At 69.8% G+C, this 17,412-nt stretch carries 18 protein-coding genes; 11 read left to right on the top strand and 7 right to left on the bottom strand.

Features of this window, described 5'->3' with window-relative positions; genetic code table 11:
- Window positions 1-321 precede the first annotated feature (321 nt).
- Complete coding sequence (locus tag ACZZ9K_RS02780) at window positions 322-1,248, top strand: heme o synthase (RefSeq protein WP_071403755.1); 927 nt, start codon at window positions 322-324, stop codon at window positions 1,246-1,248.
- Window positions 1,249-1,609: 361 nt separating this feature from the next.
- On the opposite strand, the gene ACZZ9K_RS02775 is transcribed toward ACZZ9K_RS02780, so the two are convergent.
- A complete protein-coding gene (locus ACZZ9K_RS02775; RefSeq protein ID WP_463443279.1) occupies window positions 1,610-2,584 on the bottom strand; it encodes a COX15/CtaA family protein in 975 nt (324 codons plus the stop codon).
- Between the two features lie 251 nt (window positions 2,585-2,835).
- Between ACZZ9K_RS02775 and sufB the strand changes: the two genes are divergently transcribed.
- From sufB to ACZZ9K_RS02750, 5 genes are read left to right on the top strand one after another with little or no spacing between them, the layout of a single operon-like run.
- On the top strand, window positions 2,836-4,254 hold the full coding sequence (sufB, locus tag ACZZ9K_RS02770; RefSeq protein WP_027465678.1) for a Fe-S cluster assembly protein SufB: 1,419 nt from the start codon (window positions 2,836-2,838) through the stop codon (window positions 4,252-4,254).
- Window positions 4,255-4,277: 23 nt separating this feature from the next.
- Window positions 4,278-5,549, top strand: a complete 1,272-nt coding sequence (gene sufD, locus ACZZ9K_RS02765) for a Fe-S cluster assembly protein SufD (protein WP_221935189.1) — start codon at window positions 4,278-4,280, stop codon at window positions 5,547-5,549.
- Complete coding sequence (locus tag ACZZ9K_RS02760) at window positions 5,549-5,875, top strand: non-heme iron oxygenase ferredoxin subunit (RefSeq protein ID WP_017887268.1); 327 nt, start codon at window positions 5,549-5,551, stop codon at window positions 5,873-5,875. Before sufD ends, ACZZ9K_RS02760 begins: the two co-directional genes overlap by 1 nt.
- 58 nt (window positions 5,876-5,933) lie before the next feature.
- A complete protein-coding gene (gene sufC / locus ACZZ9K_RS02755) occupies window positions 5,934-6,710 on the top strand; it encodes a Fe-S cluster assembly ATPase SufC (protein ID WP_017887269.1) in 777 nt (258 codons plus the stop codon).
- On the top strand, window positions 6,710-7,039 hold the full coding sequence (locus ACZZ9K_RS02750) for a metal-sulfur cluster assembly factor (RefSeq protein ID WP_017887270.1): 330 nt from the start codon (window positions 6,710-6,712) through the stop codon (window positions 7,037-7,039). The genes sufC and ACZZ9K_RS02750 overlap by 1 nt, the downstream gene beginning before the upstream one ends.
- A 303-nt stretch (window positions 7,040-7,342) precedes the next feature.
- Here ACZZ9K_RS02750 and ACZZ9K_RS02745 read toward each other — a convergent pair whose 3' ends face one another.
- The gene (locus ACZZ9K_RS02745) at window positions 7,343-7,942 is read right to left on the bottom strand and encodes a biotin transporter BioY (protein ID WP_111023032.1); all 600 of its coding nucleotides are present in this window, start codon (window positions 7,940-7,942) and stop codon (window positions 7,343-7,345) included.
- A gap of 115 nt (window positions 7,943-8,057) precedes the next feature.
- Here ACZZ9K_RS02745 and ACZZ9K_RS02740 point away from each other — a divergent pair, with 115 nt between their 5' ends.
- The gene (locus ACZZ9K_RS02740; RefSeq protein WP_138803548.1) at window positions 8,058-9,656 is read left to right on the top strand and encodes an ABC-F family ATP-binding cassette domain-containing protein; all 1,599 of its coding nucleotides are present in this window, start codon (window positions 8,058-8,060) and stop codon (window positions 9,654-9,656) included.
- 728 nt (window positions 9,657-10,384) lie between these two features.
- On the opposite strand, the gene ACZZ9K_RS02735 is transcribed toward ACZZ9K_RS02740, so the two are convergent.
- Genes ACZZ9K_RS02735 through ACZZ9K_RS02725 form a run of 3 tightly spaced genes read right to left on the bottom strand, consistent with a single transcriptional unit; the run spans window position 10,385 to window position 12,077 of the window.
- Window positions 10,385-11,350 carry an SURF1 family cytochrome oxidase biogenesis protein gene (locus ACZZ9K_RS02735; protein ID WP_301567090.1) on the bottom strand — a complete coding sequence of 322 codons (966 nt, stop codon included), beginning with the start codon at window positions 11,348-11,350 and terminating at the stop codon, window positions 10,385-10,387.
- The gene (locus ACZZ9K_RS02730; protein WP_371830589.1) at window positions 11,347-11,655 is read right to left on the bottom strand and encodes a hypothetical protein; all 309 of its coding nucleotides are present in this window, start codon (window positions 11,653-11,655) and stop codon (window positions 11,347-11,349) included. Before ACZZ9K_RS02730 ends, ACZZ9K_RS02735 begins: the two co-directional genes overlap by 4 nt.
- On the bottom strand, window positions 11,655-12,077 hold the full coding sequence (locus ACZZ9K_RS02725; RefSeq protein ID WP_051596733.1) for a DUF3099 domain-containing protein: 423 nt from the start codon (window positions 12,075-12,077) through the stop codon (window positions 11,655-11,657). The genes ACZZ9K_RS02730 and ACZZ9K_RS02725 overlap by 1 nt, the downstream gene beginning before the upstream one ends.
- A 165-nt stretch (window positions 12,078-12,242) precedes the next feature.
- Here ACZZ9K_RS02725 and fabG point away from each other — a divergent pair, with 165 nt between their 5' ends.
- Entirely contained in the window at window positions 12,243-12,956 is a 714-nt protein-coding gene (fabG, locus tag ACZZ9K_RS02720; RefSeq protein ID WP_027465673.1) for a 3-oxoacyl-ACP reductase FabG, read from the top strand.
- Between the two features lie 12 nt (window positions 12,957-12,968).
- Here the strand turns inward: fabG and serB are convergent, their stop codons facing one another.
- Together serB and ACZZ9K_RS02710 are read right to left on the bottom strand one after the other, a co-directional pair.
- The gene (serB, locus tag ACZZ9K_RS02715) at window positions 12,969-13,607 is read right to left on the bottom strand and encodes a phosphoserine phosphatase SerB (protein WP_301567094.1); all 639 of its coding nucleotides are present in this window, start codon (window positions 13,605-13,607) and stop codon (window positions 12,969-12,971) included.
- Between the two features lie 95 nt (window positions 13,608-13,702).
- Window positions 13,703-14,944 (bottom strand): glucose-1-phosphate adenylyltransferase, encoded by a 1,242-nt coding sequence (locus tag ACZZ9K_RS02710; RefSeq protein WP_463443278.1) that lies wholly within the window; start codon window positions 14,942-14,944, stop codon window positions 13,703-13,705.
- 47 nt (window positions 14,945-14,991) lie between these two features.
- Here ACZZ9K_RS02710 and glgA point away from each other — a divergent pair, with 47 nt between their 5' ends.
- From glgA to ACZZ9K_RS02695, 3 genes are all read left to right on the top strand, one after another.
- Window positions 14,992-16,191, top strand: a complete 1,200-nt coding sequence (gene glgA, locus ACZZ9K_RS02705) for a glycogen synthase (RefSeq protein WP_138803545.1) — start codon at window positions 14,992-14,994, stop codon at window positions 16,189-16,191.
- Window positions 16,192-16,200: 9 nt separating this feature from the next.
- Window positions 16,201-16,983, top strand: coding sequence for an ABC transporter ATP-binding protein (locus ACZZ9K_RS02700; RefSeq protein ID WP_017887279.1), 783 nt, complete (start codon window positions 16,201-16,203; stop codon window positions 16,981-16,983).
- 102 nt (window positions 16,984-17,085) lie between these two features.
- A complete protein-coding gene (locus ACZZ9K_RS02695) occupies window positions 17,086-17,334 on the top strand; it encodes a type B 50S ribosomal protein L31 (RefSeq protein WP_017887280.1) in 249 nt (82 codons plus the stop codon).
- Window positions 17,335-17,412 lie beyond the last annotated feature (78 nt).

Here is a 17,412-nt window from a genome sequence, read left to right as displayed (position 1 = left end):
GACCGGCTCATCGCGGCCGACGTCATCGGGGCGCGCACTGCGGGAGGGCGTGTCCAGCATAGTGACCCGGTACTCAGAAGGGGTTCAGGTGACCCCCGATGTTCACACCGGGGTGGCCGTCGACGGTCGATCCGGGCGTGTCGAACGCGTCCGGATCGCGCCGGGATGTCGGAGCGGGGCACCGTCGCGGCGCTTCCATCCCGTAAACTGATCGGGACCCGTGGACATTCCGGGTCAGCGCATGCCCGGACGCCGTCGCAGTCGTCCACCGAGTGTGCGAGCTGATGCGAACAGACTGAGGTTCTCTTGCCGACTGCCACCGTGACCCGGCCCGACACCGATCGACCCCGATCGCCGCTGTCCCGCAAGGTCCGTGCGTACGTCTCGTTGACGAAGCCGCGCGTGATGGAGCTGCTGCTCGTCACCACGGCGCCGACGATGTTCCTCGCCGAACGTGGCGTCCCCGACCTGTGGCTCGTCTTCTGGACGATGCTCGGCGGAGCGATGTCGGCCGGTTCGGCGTCGGCCTTCAACTGCTACATCGACCGCGACATCGACCGGCTGATGAAGCGGACCAGCACCCGCCCGCTCGTCACCGGTGAACTGTCCGACCGCGAGGCCCTCGTGTTCTCGTGGGTGCTCGGCATCCTGTCGACCGCGGTGCTCGGGTTCCTGGTGAACTGGCTCGCGGCGGCGCTGAGCGTCATCGCGATCCTCATCTACGTGTTCGTCTACACGCTGTGGCTCAAGCGGCGCACCCCGCAGAACATCGTCTGGGGCGGCTCGGCCGGCTGCATGCCCGTGCTCATCGGCTGGGCGGGCGTCACCGGGTCGCTGACCTGGACCCCGGTCATCCTGTTCATGGTGATCTTCCTCTGGACGCCGCCGCACTACTGGCCGCTGTCGATGAAGTACCGCGACGACTACGACGCGGCCGACGTGCCGATGCTCGCCGTGGTCCGTGGCCGTACCGTCGTCGGCCTGCAGGTCGTGCTGTACGCCTGGGCGACGCTCGTCTGCTCGCTGCTGCTCATCCCGGTCGGGCACATGGGGCCGCTCTACACGGTCGTCGCGCTGGCCGGCGGCATCTGGTTCGTCGTCGAGTCCCACCGCCTGTACTCGCGGGCCATCCAGCACGTCGAGCACGTGCAGCCGATGCGGGTCTTCCACAGCTCGATCACGTACCTGACGCTGCTCTTCATCGCCGTGGGCATCGACCCGCTGCTGCCGCAGGTCTTCACCTTCTAGGCGGTCGAGCGGGCGCCCGCGCGCGCTCGGTCCGCACGACGCCGTCGCGTCCTGTTGACGCCGTCGTGTGGGTACGACGCCGCCAACCCGCCGAGACGCCGCCGAATCCGGGGGCGTCTCGCGCGTTCGGCGGTGTATCGGCAGGACACCGGCGTCCTGCGTCGGGCACGGGGCGGACTGGAGGCACGGTGCGGGCCCGCCACGGGCCTCCCGTCCGGTTTCGCTGGCGTCCGCCGCGGGGCGGACGCGAGCCGCTGCGGACCGCCCGCCGGTTCAGGCCCCCACGAACGCGACACCCCACGAGTCGAACGACTCGTGGGGTGTCGGAGAACGGGTGTCGGGCGCGCGACTCGCCCGGGCGTCAGGCGTCGATCGGTTCCCGCGCGGCGCCTCGGCCGGCCGAGGCCCGCGTCGACAGCACCACGGCGGTCACCGCGCCGACGAGCAGCCCGGCGAGCACCATGTGCGTTCCGACGAGCCCGACGGGCAGACCCGTGCGTGCCTGCGTGAGGCCGACCGCGATCTGCAGGAACTCGACGACGAGCAGCAGCAGCGGCCACTTGCTCGGGCGACCCAGGCGGACGGCTCCGATGACGAGCACCAGGGTCAGGGCGAAGAGGGCGTACGCGGGCCAGGCGTGCACGTGCTCCATGACCGCGGGGTCGAACCCGGTGCGGTGCAGGCGTCCACCGTCGACGGCGGCGTCGGCTCCGGCGTGCGGGCCGCTGCCGGTGGTCAGGATGCCGACGAGGACGGTCACGACGACGGCGGCGACGGTGCCGCGGACGACCCCCGTGTACCAGCCGGGGACGAGCCGCTGGGCGGTGCGCGGGCCGTGCGTGGTGCGGTAGACCAGCGCAGCGGTCACCGAGGTGAGGGCGGCGGAGACGACGAAGTGCAGCCCGACCACGAAGGGGTTCAGGTTCGTCCAGACGCTCATGCCGCCGATGACGGCCTGCACGGGGATCGCGACGCCCTGAGCGAACGCCAGCCAGAAGAGTTCGGGGCGCGTGCGGAGCATCCGGACGACCGCGAGGAACATCGCGACGGCCACGATCACGAGCACGAAGGTGAGCAGACGGTTGCCGAACTCGATGATGCCGTGGATGCCCATCTCCGGCGTGGAGACGAGCGAATCCGCCGTGCACTTGGGCCAGGTGGGGCATCCGAGGCCCGAGGCGGTGAGGCGCACCAGGCCTCCGGTGCCGATCAGCACGACCTCGACCACGAAGGACGCCCAGGCCAGTGCGACCACGCGACGGTCGACCACGCGGGGGAGCGACCACCACCGTCCGGTCCGGAGATCCTGCTCGACGGGGGATCCGACGCGTGTCACGAGGGTGGTGCCTTCCTGTTGTTCCGTGCAGTGAACCTGTAGGATTCGAGGGTTCAGCAGCAGTCAAGTCTAGGCAGGCGCCGGCTCCGAATGGGCCGAGATCGCCGATCACTCCACGGACTGCGTGGAACCATTGTCGTTGCGAGGGAGCAGCACCGGGTCCGCATGTCAGCGGTCCGCGGTGGAATGGCGTCCAGACGCCACGGGTTCACACCTGTAACGCTGTCCCGCGAGAAGGAAACGAGGAGACCATGTCCGACGTGCTCATCGACCGTCCCGAGCTCGAAGGGCTCGGCCAATACGAGTTCGGCTGGTCCGACTCCGACTCGGCAGGGTCCTCCGCCCGTCGTGGGATCTCGGAAGAGGTCGTCACCGACATCTCGAACCTCAAGAACGAGCCCGAGTGGATGCTGAAGAACCGCCTCAAGGGGCTGTCGCTCTTCGGCCGCAAGCCGATGCCGACGTGGGGTGCCGACCTGACGGGCATCGACTTCGACAACATCAAGTACTTCGTGCGCTCCACCGAGAAGCAGGCGCAGTCGTGGGAAGACCTCCCCGAGGACATCCGTGCGACCTACGAGAAGCTCGGCATCCCCGAGGCCGAGCGCCAGCGCCTCGTCGCCGGTGTCGCCGCGCAGTACGAGTCCGAGGTCGTCTACCACCAGATCCGCGAGGACCTGGAGCAGCAGGGCGTCATCTTCATGGACACCGACACGGCGCTCCGTGAGCACCCGGAGCTGTTCGAGGAGTACTTCGGCACCGTCATCCCGGCCGGCGACAACAAGTTCGCCGCGCTGAACACGGCCGTCTGGTCCGGTGGCTCGTTCGTCTACGTCCCCAAGGGCGTCCACGTCGAGATCCCGCTGCAGGCCTACTTCCGGATCAACACCGAGAACATGGGCCAGTTCGAGCGGACGCTGATCATCGCGGACGAGGACTCGTACGTCCACTACATCGAGGGCTGCACCGCCCCGATCTACAAGTCCGACTCGCTGCACTCGGCCGTCGTCGAGATCATCGTGAAGAAGAACGCCCGCGTTCGGTACACGACGATCCAGAACTGGTCGAACAACGTCTACAACCTCGTCACCAAGCGTGCGATCGCACACGAGGGCGCGACGATGGAGTGGATCGACGGCAACATCGGGTCCAAGGTCACGATGAAGTACCCGTCGATCTACCTCGCCGGCGAGCACGCCAAGGGCGAGACGCTCTCCGTCGCCTTCGCGGGCCCCGGTCAGCACCAGGACGCCGGCGCGAAGATGATCCACATGGCGCCGTACACGACGTCGTCGATCGTCTCGAAGTCCATCGCCCGTGGTGGCGGTCGTGCGGGCTACCGCGGTGAGGTCCGGGTCGACCCGGCCGCGCACCACGCCGCCAACACCGTGCGCTGCGACGCCCTGTTGGTCGACACGATCAGCCGGAGCGACACCTACCCGGCGATCGACATCCGTGTCGACGACGTGCAGCTGGGACACGAGGCCACGGTCTCGCGTGTCAGCGAGGAGCAGCTCTTCTACCTCATGTCCCGCGGCATGGCCGAGGACGAGGCGATGGCGATGATCGTCCGTGGCTTCATCGAGCCGATCGCCCGCGAGCTCCCGATGGAGTACGCACTCGAACTCAACAAGCTCATCGAGATGAGCATGGAAGGATCCGTCGGCTAGATGTCCAGCACCACCCTCCCCACATCGACCAGCCGATCGAGCCCGCTGCCGCAGCGCAGGGCGGCACCCAGCACGGCGCCGGAGCCCACTCCGACGGCGGCTGGGACGCCCCCGACAAGAAGGTGCCGGTCCAGACCCGCTCCGAGCGGTTCCAGTCCGGCGACGTCGAGGCGTTCCCGAAGGTCACCGGCCGAGAGGTCAACTGGAAGTTCGCGCCGCTCGCCAAGCTCCAGCCGCTGCTGGACGGCGGACTCGACGGATCCGCCTACCCGTACCTCGCCCGCCAGTCCGAGGGTGCCGACGTCGAGTGGGGTCGCAGTGACGACCCCCGCGTCGGCGCCGCCGGGCTGCCCGAGGACCGTGCCTCGGCCGCGGCGTGGACCGCACGTGACGCCGTGCTGGCGATCACGATCAAGGCCACCGAGGCACACGAGTTCATCACCCTGACCCGCTCCGACTTCGGGTCGCAGCCCCGCGCTGCGCACACGGTCATCACGGCCGAGCCGAACGCGCAGGGCATCGTCGTGCTCGACAACCGCGGCAGCGCCCTGCTCAGCGAGAACGTCGAGATCGTCGCGCAGCAGAATTCGCGACTGACCGTCGTCAGCCTGCAGGACTGGGACGACGACGCCGTGCACGTCGCGACGCACTTCGCCGAGGTCGGCCGCGACGCGTTCCTCAAGCACGTCGTGGTCTCGCTCGGCGGCGACGTCATCCGGGTCAACCCCTCGACGCACCTCGGTGCGCAGGGTGCCGACACCGAGATGTACGGCGTGTACTTCGCCGACGCCGGCCAGTACATCGAGCAGCAGGTCTACGTGAACCACGACGCGCCCAACACGCGCGGCCGGGTCAACTACAAGGGCGCGTTGCAGGGCCAGGGCGCGCACACCGTCTGGATCGGTGACGTCCTGATCGGTCGCGCCGGCGACGGCACCGACTCGTACGAGCAGAACCGCAACCTCGTGCTGACGGACGGCACCCGTGCCGACAGCATCCCGAACCTCGAGATCGAGACGGGCAACATCGAGGGCGCCGGACACGCGAGTGCGACCGGTCGCTTCGACGACGAGCAGCTGTTCTACCTGCAGTCCCGCGGCGTCCCGGAAGAAGAAGCCCGACGTCTCGTCGTGCTCGGCTTCCTGGTCGAGGTCATCCAGAAGATCGGTGCTCCCGAGCTCGAGGAACGCCTCATCGCCGCGGTCGAGCAGGAGCTGGCCGAGGGCCGTTCGGTCATCGCCGCACCGGCCGAAGCGGGCGCCACGCAGTCCGACGGCGCGGAGGCCAGCGCCTGATGGCCGAGAAGGTCTGCGCCGAAGCCGACATCGCGGTGGACAGCCCGATGCGGGTGGTCGTCGGTGGCACGGCGGTCGCGATCGTGAAGGACTCGTCCGGCACGGTCCACGCCATCGGCGACACCTGCACGCACGGCGACATCTCGCTGGCCGAGGGCTTCGTCGAGGGTGACTCGCTGGAGTGCTGGGCCCACGGGTCCCGCTTCTCGCTGACCACCGGCAAGCCGCAGAACTTCCCGGCCTACGAGCCCGTCCCGGTCTTCCGGGTCGAGGTCCGCGACGGCGACGTCTACGTCGACGTGCAGGACGTCGTCCCGGTCGACTGAGCACCCCCAACACTTCCCGCGGCTGACGCCGCACCACAGCTGCAACCGAAGGAACGCAATGTCCACTCTGGAAATCCGTGACCTCAAGGTCTCGATCGACACCGATCAGGGCACCAAGGAGATCCTGAAGGGTGTCGACCTCACCATCAACGAGGGCGAGATCCACGCGATCATGGGGCCGAACGGCTCCGGCAAGTCCACCCTGGCGTACACGATCGCCGGGCACCCCCGGTACAACGTCGTCGGTGGCACGATCACCCTCGACGGCGAGGACGTCCTCGCGATGAGCGTCGACGAGCGCGCCCGTGCCGGCATGTTCCTGGCGATGCAGTACCCGGTCGAGATCCCCGGCGTGACGGTGTCGAACTTCCTCCGCACCGCCAAGACGGCGATCGACGGTGAGGCTCCGGCGCTCCGTGGCTGGATCAAGGAACTCCGCCAGTCGATGGCCGACCTGAAGATGGACTCGTCGTTCGCCGAGCGCAACGTCAACGAGGGCTTCTCCGGTGGCGAGAAGAAGCGCCACGAGATCATGCAGCTCGAGCTCCTCAAGCCGAAGTTCGCCGTCCTCGACGAGACCGACTCCGGCCTCGACGTCGACGCGCTGAAGATCGTCTCCGAGGGCGTCAACCGCGCCAAGGCCGCGACCGGCCTCGGTGTGCTGCTCATCACGCACTACACGCGCATCCTCCGCTACATCAAGCCGGACTTCGTGCACGTGTTCGTCGCCGGCAAGATCGCGGAGCAGGGCGGCCCCGAGCTCGCCGACCGCCTCGAGAACGAGGGCTACGACCGCTACGTCCAGGCCGTCGCCGCCGCCGAGGCGCAGGCCTGATGATCGCCGCACTCGCTCCCGACAAGTTCGACGAGGTCGTCGAGGGCCTGAAGGAGGTCCAGGACCCGGAGCTCGGCGTGAACATCGTCGACCTCGGCCTGATCTACGACCTCGCCTGGGACGACGACGCCAACGCGCTCGTCATCAGCATGACGCTCACCAGCGCGGGCTGCCCCCTGACCGACGTCATCGAGGGTGACACCGCGAACGCCCTCGACGGCATCGTGGACGCCTTCCGGATCAACTGGGTCTGGATGCCGCCGTGGGGTCCGGAACGGATCACCGACGACGGACGCGAGATGATGCGCGCCCTCGGGTTCGCGATCTAGTCGCGACCCACCACGGACGGGAGGCGCGGTGCCAGCTGGCACCGCGCCTCCCGTCCGTCTGTGCGCACGCCACGCGCGGGGCGCGCCGCCGATCGGTCGTGACCACCCGCTCACGTTCGCCGGGTGGTCACGTGCTGTCGGCTGACGGTGCTCCAGGCGACGGAATGCGACCACTCGGTGTCCGGCCGGCGGGGAGTCGTGACCGACCGACGCCCGGCACGGCCCCGCACGGACTGTTCATCTCCGCACCGGACGCAGAACGGCCCCGCACCGATCGGTGCGGGGCCGTTCTCGTGCGAAGCGTCAGCGGCGGCCGACGGCCTTCCACGCGAGCGGCAGGATGCCGGCGGCGATGAGCGCCTTGGCGATGCCACCGACGATGAACGGGTACAGGCCGGCGGCGAGCACCGACTGGACGTCGTTCGGGGCACCGAGCTGGCCGAGCGCCACGGCCAGGTACGGCAGACCGGTCACGAACGGGATGGCACTCGCGAGCAGCATCGCGACCGCCGCGCGACCGACGTGGCGGTCCCAGTTGCGGCGGGCGAGCCAGCCGACGAGCCCGGCGGCCGGGATGAAGCCGATGACGTACCCGAAGCTCGGCAGGGCCAGGGCCTGCAGGCCGCCCTGCATGTCGGCGAAGAACGGGGCACCCGCGAGTCCGGCGACGGCGTAGACGAGCAGCGAGAGCATGCCGCGGCGTGCGCCGAGCGTCGCGCCGACGAGCACGACGGCGAGCGTCTGCCCGGTGATCGGGACCGGCCACATCGGGACCTCGAGCTGCGCCATCGCGGCGGTGAACAGGGCTCCGCCGGCGACGAGAGCGGCGTCGGTGGCCAGCCCGTGCGTGCGCAGACGGTCGGCGAGGACTGCGCGGGGAGCGAACCCGGTGGCGTTCGTCATGGATTCTCCTAGAATGGACTGCTGGTTCCGTTCGGAACCATCGGTCCCGTCAGCGTAGCGGTGCACCTCACGCACACACCGTTGTGCAAACCCACCAACTGATTGGACGTCCACTGTGCTTGCCGTGCACGAACTCGAGATCCGCGTCGGAGCTCGTCTCCTCATGGAAGACGTGTCCTTCCGTGTCGAGAAGGGCGACAAGATCGGACTCGTCGGCCGCAACGGCGCGGGGAAGACGACGATGACCAAGGCCCTCGCGGGCGAGACGCAGCCCACCGGCGGCAAGATCGAGCGCGGTGGCGAGATCGGCTACCTGCCGCAGGACCCCCGCTCGGGCGACCCGGAGGAGACCGCGCGGAAGCGCATCCTCGACGCCCGTGGGCTCGGTGAGCTCGTGGAGGGCATCCGCCTCGCGACCCTCGACATGGCGAGCGACGACGCGGCCGTGGCCGAGAAGGCGATGCGGCGCTACAGCCGCCTCGACGACCAGTTCAACGCGCTCGGTGGCTACGCGGCCGAGGCCGAGGCTGCCTCGATCGCGTCGAACCTGAAGCTGCCGGACCGCATCCTCGACCAGCAGCTCAAGACGCTCTCGGGTGGTCAGCGACGGCGCATCGAGCTCGCCCGGATCCTGTTCTCGGACGCCGAGACGATGATCCTCGACGAGCCGACCAACCACCTCGACGCCGACTCCGTCGTGTGGCTCCGGGAGCACCTGAAGACCTACCCCGGTGGCGTCATCATCATCTCCCACGACGTCGAGCTCGTCGACGAGGTCGTGAACCGCGTCTTCTACCTGGACGCTAACCGCCAGACCATCGACATCTACAACATGGGCTGGAAGCTGTACCAGCGGCAGCGCGTCGCCGACGAGGAGCGTCGCCGCAAGGAGCGCGCGGGCGCCGAGAAGAAGGCCGCCACGCTCAAGGACCAGGCCGCCCGGTTCGGCGCCAAGGCCTCGAAGGCCGCGGCAGCCCACCAGATGGTCGCGCGTGCCGACAAGCTGCTCGCCGGTTTGGAGGACGAGCGCGTCGCCGACCGGGTCGCGAAGATCCGCTTCCCCACCCCGGCGCCCTGCGGCCGCACCCCGCTGATGGCCGAGGGGCTGTCGAAGTCCTACGGGTCGCTCGAGATCTTCGCGGGTGTCGACCTGGCGATCGACCGTGGTTCGCGCGTGGTCATCCTCGGCTTCAACGGCGCGGGCAAGACGACGCTGCTGCGCATCCTGGCGGGTGCGGACCTGCCGGACACGGGCGAGATCCAGCCCGGGCACGGTCTGCGCATCGGCTACTACGCGCAGGAGCACGAGAACATCGACATCAACCGCACGGTGATCGAGAACATGGTGTCGGCATCGACCGACCTCAACGAGACCGAGGCCCGTCGGGTGCTCGGGTCGTTCCTGTTCACCGGCGACGACGGCTACAAGAAGGCCGGAGTCCTGTCCGGTGGCGAGAAGACCCGTCTGTCGCTCGCGATGATCGTGGTCTCCGGCGCGAACGTCCTGCTGCTCGACGAGCCGACGAACAACCTGGACCCGGCTTCGCGCGAGGAGATCCTCAATGCCCTCGCCGGCTTCGAGGGCGCGGTCGTCCTGGTGTCCCACGACGCCGGCGCGGTCGAGGCGCTCAACCCCGAGCGCGTGCTGCTGCTACCGGACGGTACCGAGGACCACTGGAACAAGGACTACGCGGAGCTCATCGAGCTCGCGTAGCCGGAGCGCCGCGCCTCCCGTCCGCGCGGTGCTGCGTTCGCGGGCTGGGTGCCCGCTTGTGGCGCAACCCCGTGCGCGCAAGCGCGCACGGGGTTGCGAGGTGCGCACGGTGCGGCCTGGAGGCGCAGTGCCGGTGGTGCGCTGCGCCTCCCGTCCGCACGGTGCTGCGTTCGCTGGCCGGTGCGGCGTCGCGGGCTGGGTGCCCGCTTGTGGCGCTGCACGGTGCGCGCAAGCGCGCACGGGGTTGCGAGGTGCGCACGGTGCGGCCTGGAGGCGCGGTGCCGGTGGTGCGCTGCGCCTCCCGTCCGCACGGTGCCGTGTTCGCTGGCCGGTGCGGCGTCGCGGGCTGGGTGCCCGCTTGTGGCGCTGCACGGTGCGCGCAAGCGCGCACGGGGTTGCGAGGTGCGCACGGGGTTGCGAGGTGCGCACGGGGTTGCGAGGTGCGCACGGTGCGGCCTGGAGGCACGGTGCCGTGTTCGCCTGTTGGGTGCCCGCTTGTGGCGCTGCACGGTGCGCGCAAGCGCGCACGGGGTTGCGAGGTGCGCACGGTGCGGCCTGGAGGCGCGGTGCCGGTGGTGCGCTGCGCCTCCCGTCCGCACGGTGCCGTGTTCGCTGGCCGGTGCGGCGTTGCGTGTTGGGTGCCCGCTTGTGGCGCTGCACAGTGCGCGCAAGCGCGCACGGGGTTGCGAGGTGCGCACGGTGCGCTGACGCGCACACTCGGCCGCGCCTCAGCGACGTGACGCGATGAGCTCGTCCTCGATCTCAGCGTCGGTCTTCGGCTTCGCGTTCTTGCGGCGTTCGCGCTCGAGGGCGCGCTCGCGCTCCTCGGGGTCGTCCTGGTTGAGGTTCCGGTACTCCTGCACCATCACGTACGCCAGGAAGCCGAAGCCGCCGGCGGCGAACAGGAACCACTGGATGAAGTAGCTCAGGTGCAGCCCGGTGTCGGCGGTCGGACGCTCCCAGCCGAGCGGGCGGGCCTCGGTCGGGGCGGGGGACTCGGAGGCGAGCTGCCCGTACGCACCCGTCCAGATCGGGTCGTCGACCTTGTCCGCCACGTCGGCCAGCGTGACCGACTGCACCTGGTCGGTGTCCTTCGGGTCGGAGCGGCCGGGGATGCGCGGTTCGCTCTGCTGCAGGCGGACGATCGCGGTGACCTCGCCGGACGGGGGAGCGGGCACGTGGTCGGGGGCGTCCTGGGCGTTGCCGGTCGGCACCCACCCGCGGTCGACGATGAAGGCGCGGCCCTCGGACGTGACCAGGGGCGTCAGGACCTCGAACCCGGGCTGCCCGTTGTGCACGCGGTTGCGCACGAGCAGCTGCGAGTCGACGTCGTAGCGGCCGGTCACGGCGACCCGGAGCCACTCCTGCTCGTCCTGCCAGCTCGAGGCCTTCGGCAGCGCGCGGTCGAGGGGGACCGGGGTGTGGTCGTAGTTCTGCGCGACCTGCTCGTTTTGCCGGACGGCCTCGTTGCGGCGGTCCCACTGCCACATGCCGAACAGCGCGCAGACGACGGCGAAGGCGACGGCGATCGCGAAGTAGCCGAGCCAGCGGCGGCTCCGGACGAAGCGCCAGCCGACGAACGGTTCGCGGGGGTCGTGCTGCTGCGCCGGGGCACCCGACTCGGCGGACGCGCGCTGCAGCTTGGCGGCGTGCTTGCGGCCGTACCGGGACTGCGGGTCGAAGCCGTCGGTCATCGCGAGGTGCCGGTGGAGCGCACCCCGACGTCGTTCTTCGGCGCCGCGGTCGACTCGCGCTCGTCGTCGAGGTGGTCGACGTCCTCGTGCATGCCGGTGACGCGCACCGGGAACGAGCGGGAGCGCAGGTAGTCGGCGAGGAAGTCGCGGTGCTCCTCGCACGCGGCCCAGATCTTCACGCGGTCGATCGCGTGGATCCGGGGGTTGCGCCAGTTCACACGCCACCCGGCAGTCGACACGCAGCCGGCGCGGGAGCACACCGGGGTGGAACCGGGTTCGGTCTGCAGGTCGAACGTCGCACCCATCAGCGGGGTCCCCACATCTTCGATCGGTCGCCGTTGCGCTGCCACTCGTCCTGCGCGTGCTGCGCCTGCTGGCGGAGGCGGTCCTGCTCGTCGCGGTAGGCCTGGGCCCGGGCGTCCTCCTGCTGTTCGCGGAGACGCGGGTCGACGGCGTCGTAGAGCTCGATGGACCCGGCGGGGGAGATCATGTCACTCTCGGTCCGGCTGCCCGCGTTCGCGATGACGACCGCGACCCAGGGGATCACCGCGGCCAGGACGATCGGGATGACCGCCAGCCACGAGTGCCAGATGGAGTACACGAGCACCGCGGAGATGAAGAGGACCACTCGGATGGCCATCTGCCAGACGTAGCGGGACAGGCGGTGCGCCCGGTCCTGCTCCGGTGTGTCCGGCAGCGACGTGATGCTCGTGTGCGTGCTCTTCATACAGATGGTCTCCGTCTACCCGTGGTCAAGCCTAATCCCGCCGGACCGATCGTGGGTGCGCCGCGCGCGAACCGGCGGGGTGGTCCGCTCCGGTACGCTCGTCCGGGCGTGTCCGCCGGGTCCCCGGCACCGCGTGCCGAGCAGATCCCACCGAACGGAGCGACCATGAGCACCCCCCGTACCGTCCTCATCACCGGCGGCAACCGCGGCATCGGCCACGCGCTGGCCGAGCGGTTCGTCGCAGCCGGCCACCGGGTCGCCGTGACGTCGCGCAGCGGTCAGGGTGGTCCCGAGGGTGCGCTGACGGTGCAGGCCGACATCACCGACACGGCCTCCGTCGACGCCGCGTTCACGCAGGTCGAGGCCGAGCTCGGTCCGATCGAGGTCCTCGTCGCGAACGCCGGCATCACGAACGACCAGCTGCTCCTCCGCATGTCCGAGGACGACTTCACCAGCGTGGTCGACACGAACCTCACGGGCACCTTCCGCGTCGTCAAGCGCGCCACGAAGGGCATGATGAAGGCCAAGTTCGGCCGCATCGTGCTGATGTCGAGCGTCGTGGGCGCCTACGGCCAGATCGGCCAGGTCAACTACGCGTCCTCGAAGGCCGCACTGGTCGGAATGGCCCGGTCGATCACCCGTGAGCTCGGCTCGCGCGGCATCACCGCCAACGTCGTCGCGCCCGGCTTCATCCAGACGGACATGACCGCCGCGCTCTCCGACGAGTTGCAGGCCGAGTTCAAGAAGGCGATCCCGGCCGCCCGCTACGGCACGGTCGACGACGTCGCCGACGCCACGCTGTTCCTGGCGAGCGACGGAGCCGGGTACGTCTCCGGTGCGATCATCCCCGTCGACGGCGGCCTCGGGATGGGCCACTAGCCCTCGGACTGATCAGCCGCGCAGCCCGAGCGTCGCGAGCACGGCGGACAGGTCACGGTCGACGACCGCGACGTCCGCCTGCTCCCGCACGCGCGGCTTCGCGTCGAACGCCACCGACAGCGCCGCGACGCGCATCATCTCGAGGTCGTTGGCGCCGTCCCCGATCGCGATCGTCCGTGTCGGGTCGACCCCGTCGGCGTCCGCCCACTCGTGGAGCGCGACGGCCTTGGCGTGTGCGTCCACCACGTCGCCGAGCACGCGACCGGTGAGCACGCCGTCGGTGACCTCGAGGCGGTTCGCCCGGCAGTGGTCGAGGCCGAGCTGCTCGGCGAACGGGTCGAGTACCTCGTGGAACCCGCCGGACACCACGCCGACGGTGCCGCCGGCGGCGTGCACCGCGCGGACGAGCTGGTCGGCGCCCCGCGTCACACGGACCGCCTGCTGTGCGCGGACGAAGACGTCTGCCTGGAGGCCCGCCAGGGTCCCGACACGCTCCCGGAGGCTCTCGGCGAAGTCGAGTTCCCCGCGCATGGCGCGCTCCGTGATCGCCGCCACCTGTGGCCGGGTCCCGGCGCTGTCGGCGAGCAGTTCGATCACCTCGTCCTCGAGGAGGGTGGAATCGGCATCGAGGACGACGAGGAAGCGGGGCACGCACCAACGGTACCGACTGAAGGAGGCACGGCCGCGTCCGTGACGCGAGCCGTGCCTCCAGGCCGTCCGTCCGGGGCTGCGCCCCGGGTGTCTGCTTATGCGTCGACGCGGACGCCCTTGCCGACCACGGTGATGCCCGACTCGGTGACGGTGAACCCGCGTGCCTCGTCGGCCTCTCGGTCGACGCCGACCTGCGCACCCGGCGCGAGGACGACGTCCTTGTCGAGGATGGCGCGGTTGACGACCGCTCCGGCACCGATGGTGGCGCGCTCGAACACGATCGAGTCGAGGACCTTCGCGCCGGAGTCGATCGAGCACCAGGGCCCGATCATGCTGCGCTCGACCTGCGCACCCGACACCAGGCAACCGAGCGACACGAGCGAGTCCACCGTGGACCCGGTGTTGCCGTTCGCTTCGCGGACGAACTTCGCCGGCGGCAGGTTCGTCTGCTGGTTGAAGATCGGCCAATCCTGGTTGTACAGGTTGAAGACCGGGACCGGCGCGATGAGGTCCATGTGGGCGTCGAAGAACGAGTCGATGGTGCCCACGTCGCGCCAGTAGTACTTGTCGCGGTCGGTGGAACCGGGGACCTCGTTGCGCTGCAGGTCGTACACGCCGGCGTCGCCGCGGTTGACGAAGTCGGGGACGATGTCGCCGCCCATGTCGTGGGCCGAGGTCTCGAGCTGGCCGTCGCGCAGGACCGCGTCGACGAGGGCGTCCGCGTTGAACACGTAGTTGCCCATCGAGGCCAGGATCTCGCCGGGGGAGTCGGCCAGCCCGACGGCGTCCTTCGGCTTCTCGAGGAACGCCTCGATCTTCGTCGGGTCGTCGTCGGCCACCTGGATCACGCCGAACTGGTCGGCGAGCCCGATCGGCTGACGGATCGCCGCCACCGTGGCACTCCGGCCGGAGGCGATGTGCGCCTCGACCATCTGGTGGAAGTCCATCCGGTACACGTGGTCAGCACCGACGACGACGACGATGTCGGGGCGTTCGTCGCGCAGCAGGTTGAGCGACTGCAGGATCGCGTCGGCCGAGCCGGCGAACCAGCGCTTGCCGAGCCGCTGCTGCGCGGGGACGGACGCGACGTAGGAGCCGAGCAGCCCCTCCATGCGCCACGTCTCCGCGACGTGCCGGTCGAGACTGTGCGACTTGTACTGGGTCAGGACGACGATCTTCTGCAGACCGGAGTTGACCAGGTTCGACAGTGCGAAGTCGATGAGACGGAAGTTGCCGCCGAACGGGACGGCGGGCTTCGCGCGATCGGCCGTGAGTGGCATGAGTCGTTTGCCCTCGCCGCCGGCGAGCACGATGCCGAAGACCTTCTTTGGTGCCATGCCGCTCACAGTAGGCGTCAGCACTGGGAACCGGTTACGTTGAACCAGTGCGAGTCGATCTGCTGACCAGGGAGTATCCGCCGGAGGTCTACGGCGGAGCGGGTGTCCACGTGTCCGAACTCACCGCCGCGTTGCGGTCGGGAACGGACACGGAAGTCCGTGTCCGGGCCTTCGGGGCCTTCCGTGACGAACCCGACGTGTGGGGCTACCGGACCCCGGACGGCCTCGGCCAGGCGAACGGCGCGCTGCAGGCCCTCGGCACCGACGTGGCCATCGCGGCCGACGTCGAGGGTGCCGACCTCGTGCACTCCCACACCTGGTACGCGAACTCCGCGGGCCGGATCGCGCAGCTGACCTACGGCATCCCCCACATCGTCACCGCCCACAGTCTCGAGCCGCTCCGCCCGTGGAAGGCCGAGCAGCTCGGCGGCGGCTACCGCCTGTCCAGCTGGATGGAGCGCGAGGCGTTCGAACACGCCGACGGCGTCATCGCGGTCTCCAAGGCCATGCGTGCGGACATCCTGCGCTCGTACCCGTCGATCGACCCGGCGAAGGTCCACGTCGTCTACAACGGCATCGACATCGACGCGTGGAAACCGACCGTCGACGAGGACGCCGTGCGCGCCCTCGGCATCGACCCGACGCGCCCGAGCGTCGTGTTCGTCGGACGCATCACCCGCCAGAAGGGCCTGCCGTACCTGCTCCGTGCCGTGGCGTCGCTGCCGTCGGACGTGCAGATCGTGCTGTGCGCGGGCGCGCCGGACACCCCCGAGATCCTGGCCGAGGTCACCGAGCTCGTCGACGGGCTCCGGGCCGACCGCGAGGGCGTCGTCTGGATCGACCGGATGCTCGCGCACCAGGAGATCGTGAACGTGCTGTCCTCGGGCACCGTCTTCGTGTGCCCGTCGGTCTACGAGCCGCTCGGCATCGTGAACCTCGAGGCGATGGCGTGCGGCATCCCGGTCGTCGGCACCGGCACCGGCGGCATCCCCGAGGTCGTCGCCGACGGGCTCACCGGCCGCATCGTCCCGATCGAGCAGGTGCAGGACGGCACCGGCACCCCGACCGACCCCGACCGCTTCGTGGCCGACCTCGCCGCGACCCTCACCGAGGTGCTCGCCGACGAGGGGCTGGCGAAGCTCATGGGACGCGCCGGACGGCTCCGTGTCGAGACCGAGTTCACCTGGGACGCGATCGCCACCAGGACACGGCAGGTCTACGACCAGGTGCTCGGCCAGAACCCGTAGGCTGGTCGCATGCCCTCGGTCGTGCGCTTGTCAGACGTCTCCGTGGTCCGCAACGGGGCCACCATCCTCGACGCGATCTCGTGGGAGGTACAGGACGACGAACGCTGGGTCGTGCTCGGCGCGAACGGTGCCGGCAAGACCACGCTGCTGCAGGTCGCCGGCGCCCAGACGTTCCCGACCTCGGGCGACGTCGAGGTGCTCGGCACCGAGCTCGGCGGCGCCGACCTGTTCGAGCTCCGCCCGCGCATCGGCTTCGCGTCGACCGCGCTGGCACGTCGCATCCCGGTGACCGAGAAGGTCATCGACGTCGTGCTCACCGCGGCGTACTCGGTGACGGGTCGCTGGAACGAGGAGTACGAGGAGCTCGACGTCCGCCGTGCGCAGCGCGTGCTCGAGGAGTGGGGCCTGGGGTCCTTCACCGACCGCACGTTCGGCGACCTCAGCGACGGCGAGCAGAAGCGCGTGCAGATCGCCCGCGCCGTGATGACCGACCCGGAGATCCTGTTCCTCGACGAACCGGCCGCGTCGCTCGACCTCGGCGCCCGCGAGAGCCTCGTCCGCACCCTCGGCGGCTACGCCCAGAGCGCGGACTCGCCGGCCATCGTCATCGTGACCCACCACGTCGAGGAGATCCCGGCCGGGTTCACCCACGCGCTCGTCCTCGCCGACGGCCACGTGCAGGCGGCCGGCCCCATCGACGAGGTCCTGACGGACCAGACCCTGACCGAGGCGTTCGGCATCGACCTCTCGGTCACCAAGGACGCCGGTCGCTACACGGCACGCGCCGCGTAGCGCTGCGATCCCGCCGTCTCTCTGGTATCGTGGACGGCTGGCGCAAGCCGACGACTTCCCGCGCAGTTCGCGCAATCCCATCACCGCTATCGAGGAATCTCCATGAAGACCGACACCCACCCCGAGTACCGCGCCATCGTCTTCCGCGACCTGGCCTCCGGTGAGACGTTCCTGACGCGTTCGACCGCGAACAGCGACAAGACCATCGAGCTCGACGGTGCGACCTACCCGGTCATCGACGTCGAGATCTCGTCCGCTTCGCACCCGTTCTACACGGGCAAGCAGCGCATCCTCGACTCGGCCGGTCGCGTCGAGAAGTTCAACCAGCGCTTCAAGGGCTTCAGCAAGTAAGCAGCCCCCACGCAACGCCCACGGGCGGTCCTCCTGCAGGAGGGCCGCCCGTTCGCGTTGTGCGGCCGTGGGCCCTGG

The organism is Curtobacterium sp. AC268 (assembly GCF_979258745.1).
The sequence above is the reverse complement of the archived record's forward strand: the minus strand, read 5'-3'. Positions and strand labels throughout refer to the sequence as shown.

What these genes read in the sequence shown, in the direction of transcription:
- sufC (WP_017887269.1), top strand. Translation starts at nt 5,934, where the DNA reads ATGTCCACTCTGGAAATCCGTGACCTCAAGGTCTCGATCGACACCGAT.
- ACZZ9K_RS02725 (WP_051596733.1), bottom strand. Translation starts at nt 12,077, where the DNA reads ATGAAGAGCACGCACACGAGCATCACGTCGCTGCCGGACACACCGGAG.
- ACZZ9K_RS02745 (WP_111023032.1), bottom strand. Translation starts at nt 7,942, where the DNA reads ATGACGAACGCCACCGGGTTCGCTCCCCGCGCAGTCCTCGCCGACCGT.
- ACZZ9K_RS02730 (WP_371830589.1), bottom strand. Translation starts at nt 11,655, where the DNA reads ATGGGTGCGACGTTCGACCTGCAGACCGAACCCGGTTCCACCCCGGTG.
- sufB (WP_027465678.1), top strand. Translation starts at nt 2,836, where the DNA reads ATGTCCGACGTGCTCATCGACCGTCCCGAGCTCGAAGGGCTCGGCCAA.
- ACZZ9K_RS02700 (WP_017887279.1), top strand. Translation starts at nt 16,201, where the DNA reads ATGCCCTCGGTCGTGCGCTTGTCAGACGTCTCCGTGGTCCGCAACGGG.
- ACZZ9K_RS02750 (WP_017887270.1), top strand. Translation starts at nt 6,710, where the DNA reads ATGATCGCCGCACTCGCTCCCGACAAGTTCGACGAGGTCGTCGAGGGC.
- fabG (WP_027465673.1), top strand. Translation starts at nt 12,243, where the DNA reads ATGAGCACCCCCCGTACCGTCCTCATCACCGGCGGCAACCGCGGCATC.
- ACZZ9K_RS02760 (WP_017887268.1), top strand. Translation starts at nt 5,549, where the DNA reads ATGGCCGAGAAGGTCTGCGCCGAAGCCGACATCGCGGTGGACAGCCCG.
- ACZZ9K_RS02710 (WP_463443278.1), bottom strand. Translation starts at nt 14,944, where the DNA reads ATGGCACCAAAGAAGGTCTTCGGCATCGTGCTCGCCGGCGGCGAGGGC.
- ACZZ9K_RS02695 (WP_017887280.1), top strand. Translation starts at nt 17,086, where the DNA reads ATGAAGACCGACACCCACCCCGAGTACCGCGCCATCGTCTTCCGCGAC.
- ACZZ9K_RS02735 (WP_301567090.1), bottom strand. Translation starts at nt 11,350, where the DNA reads ATGACCGACGGCTTCGACCCGCAGTCCCGGTACGGCCGCAAGCACGCC.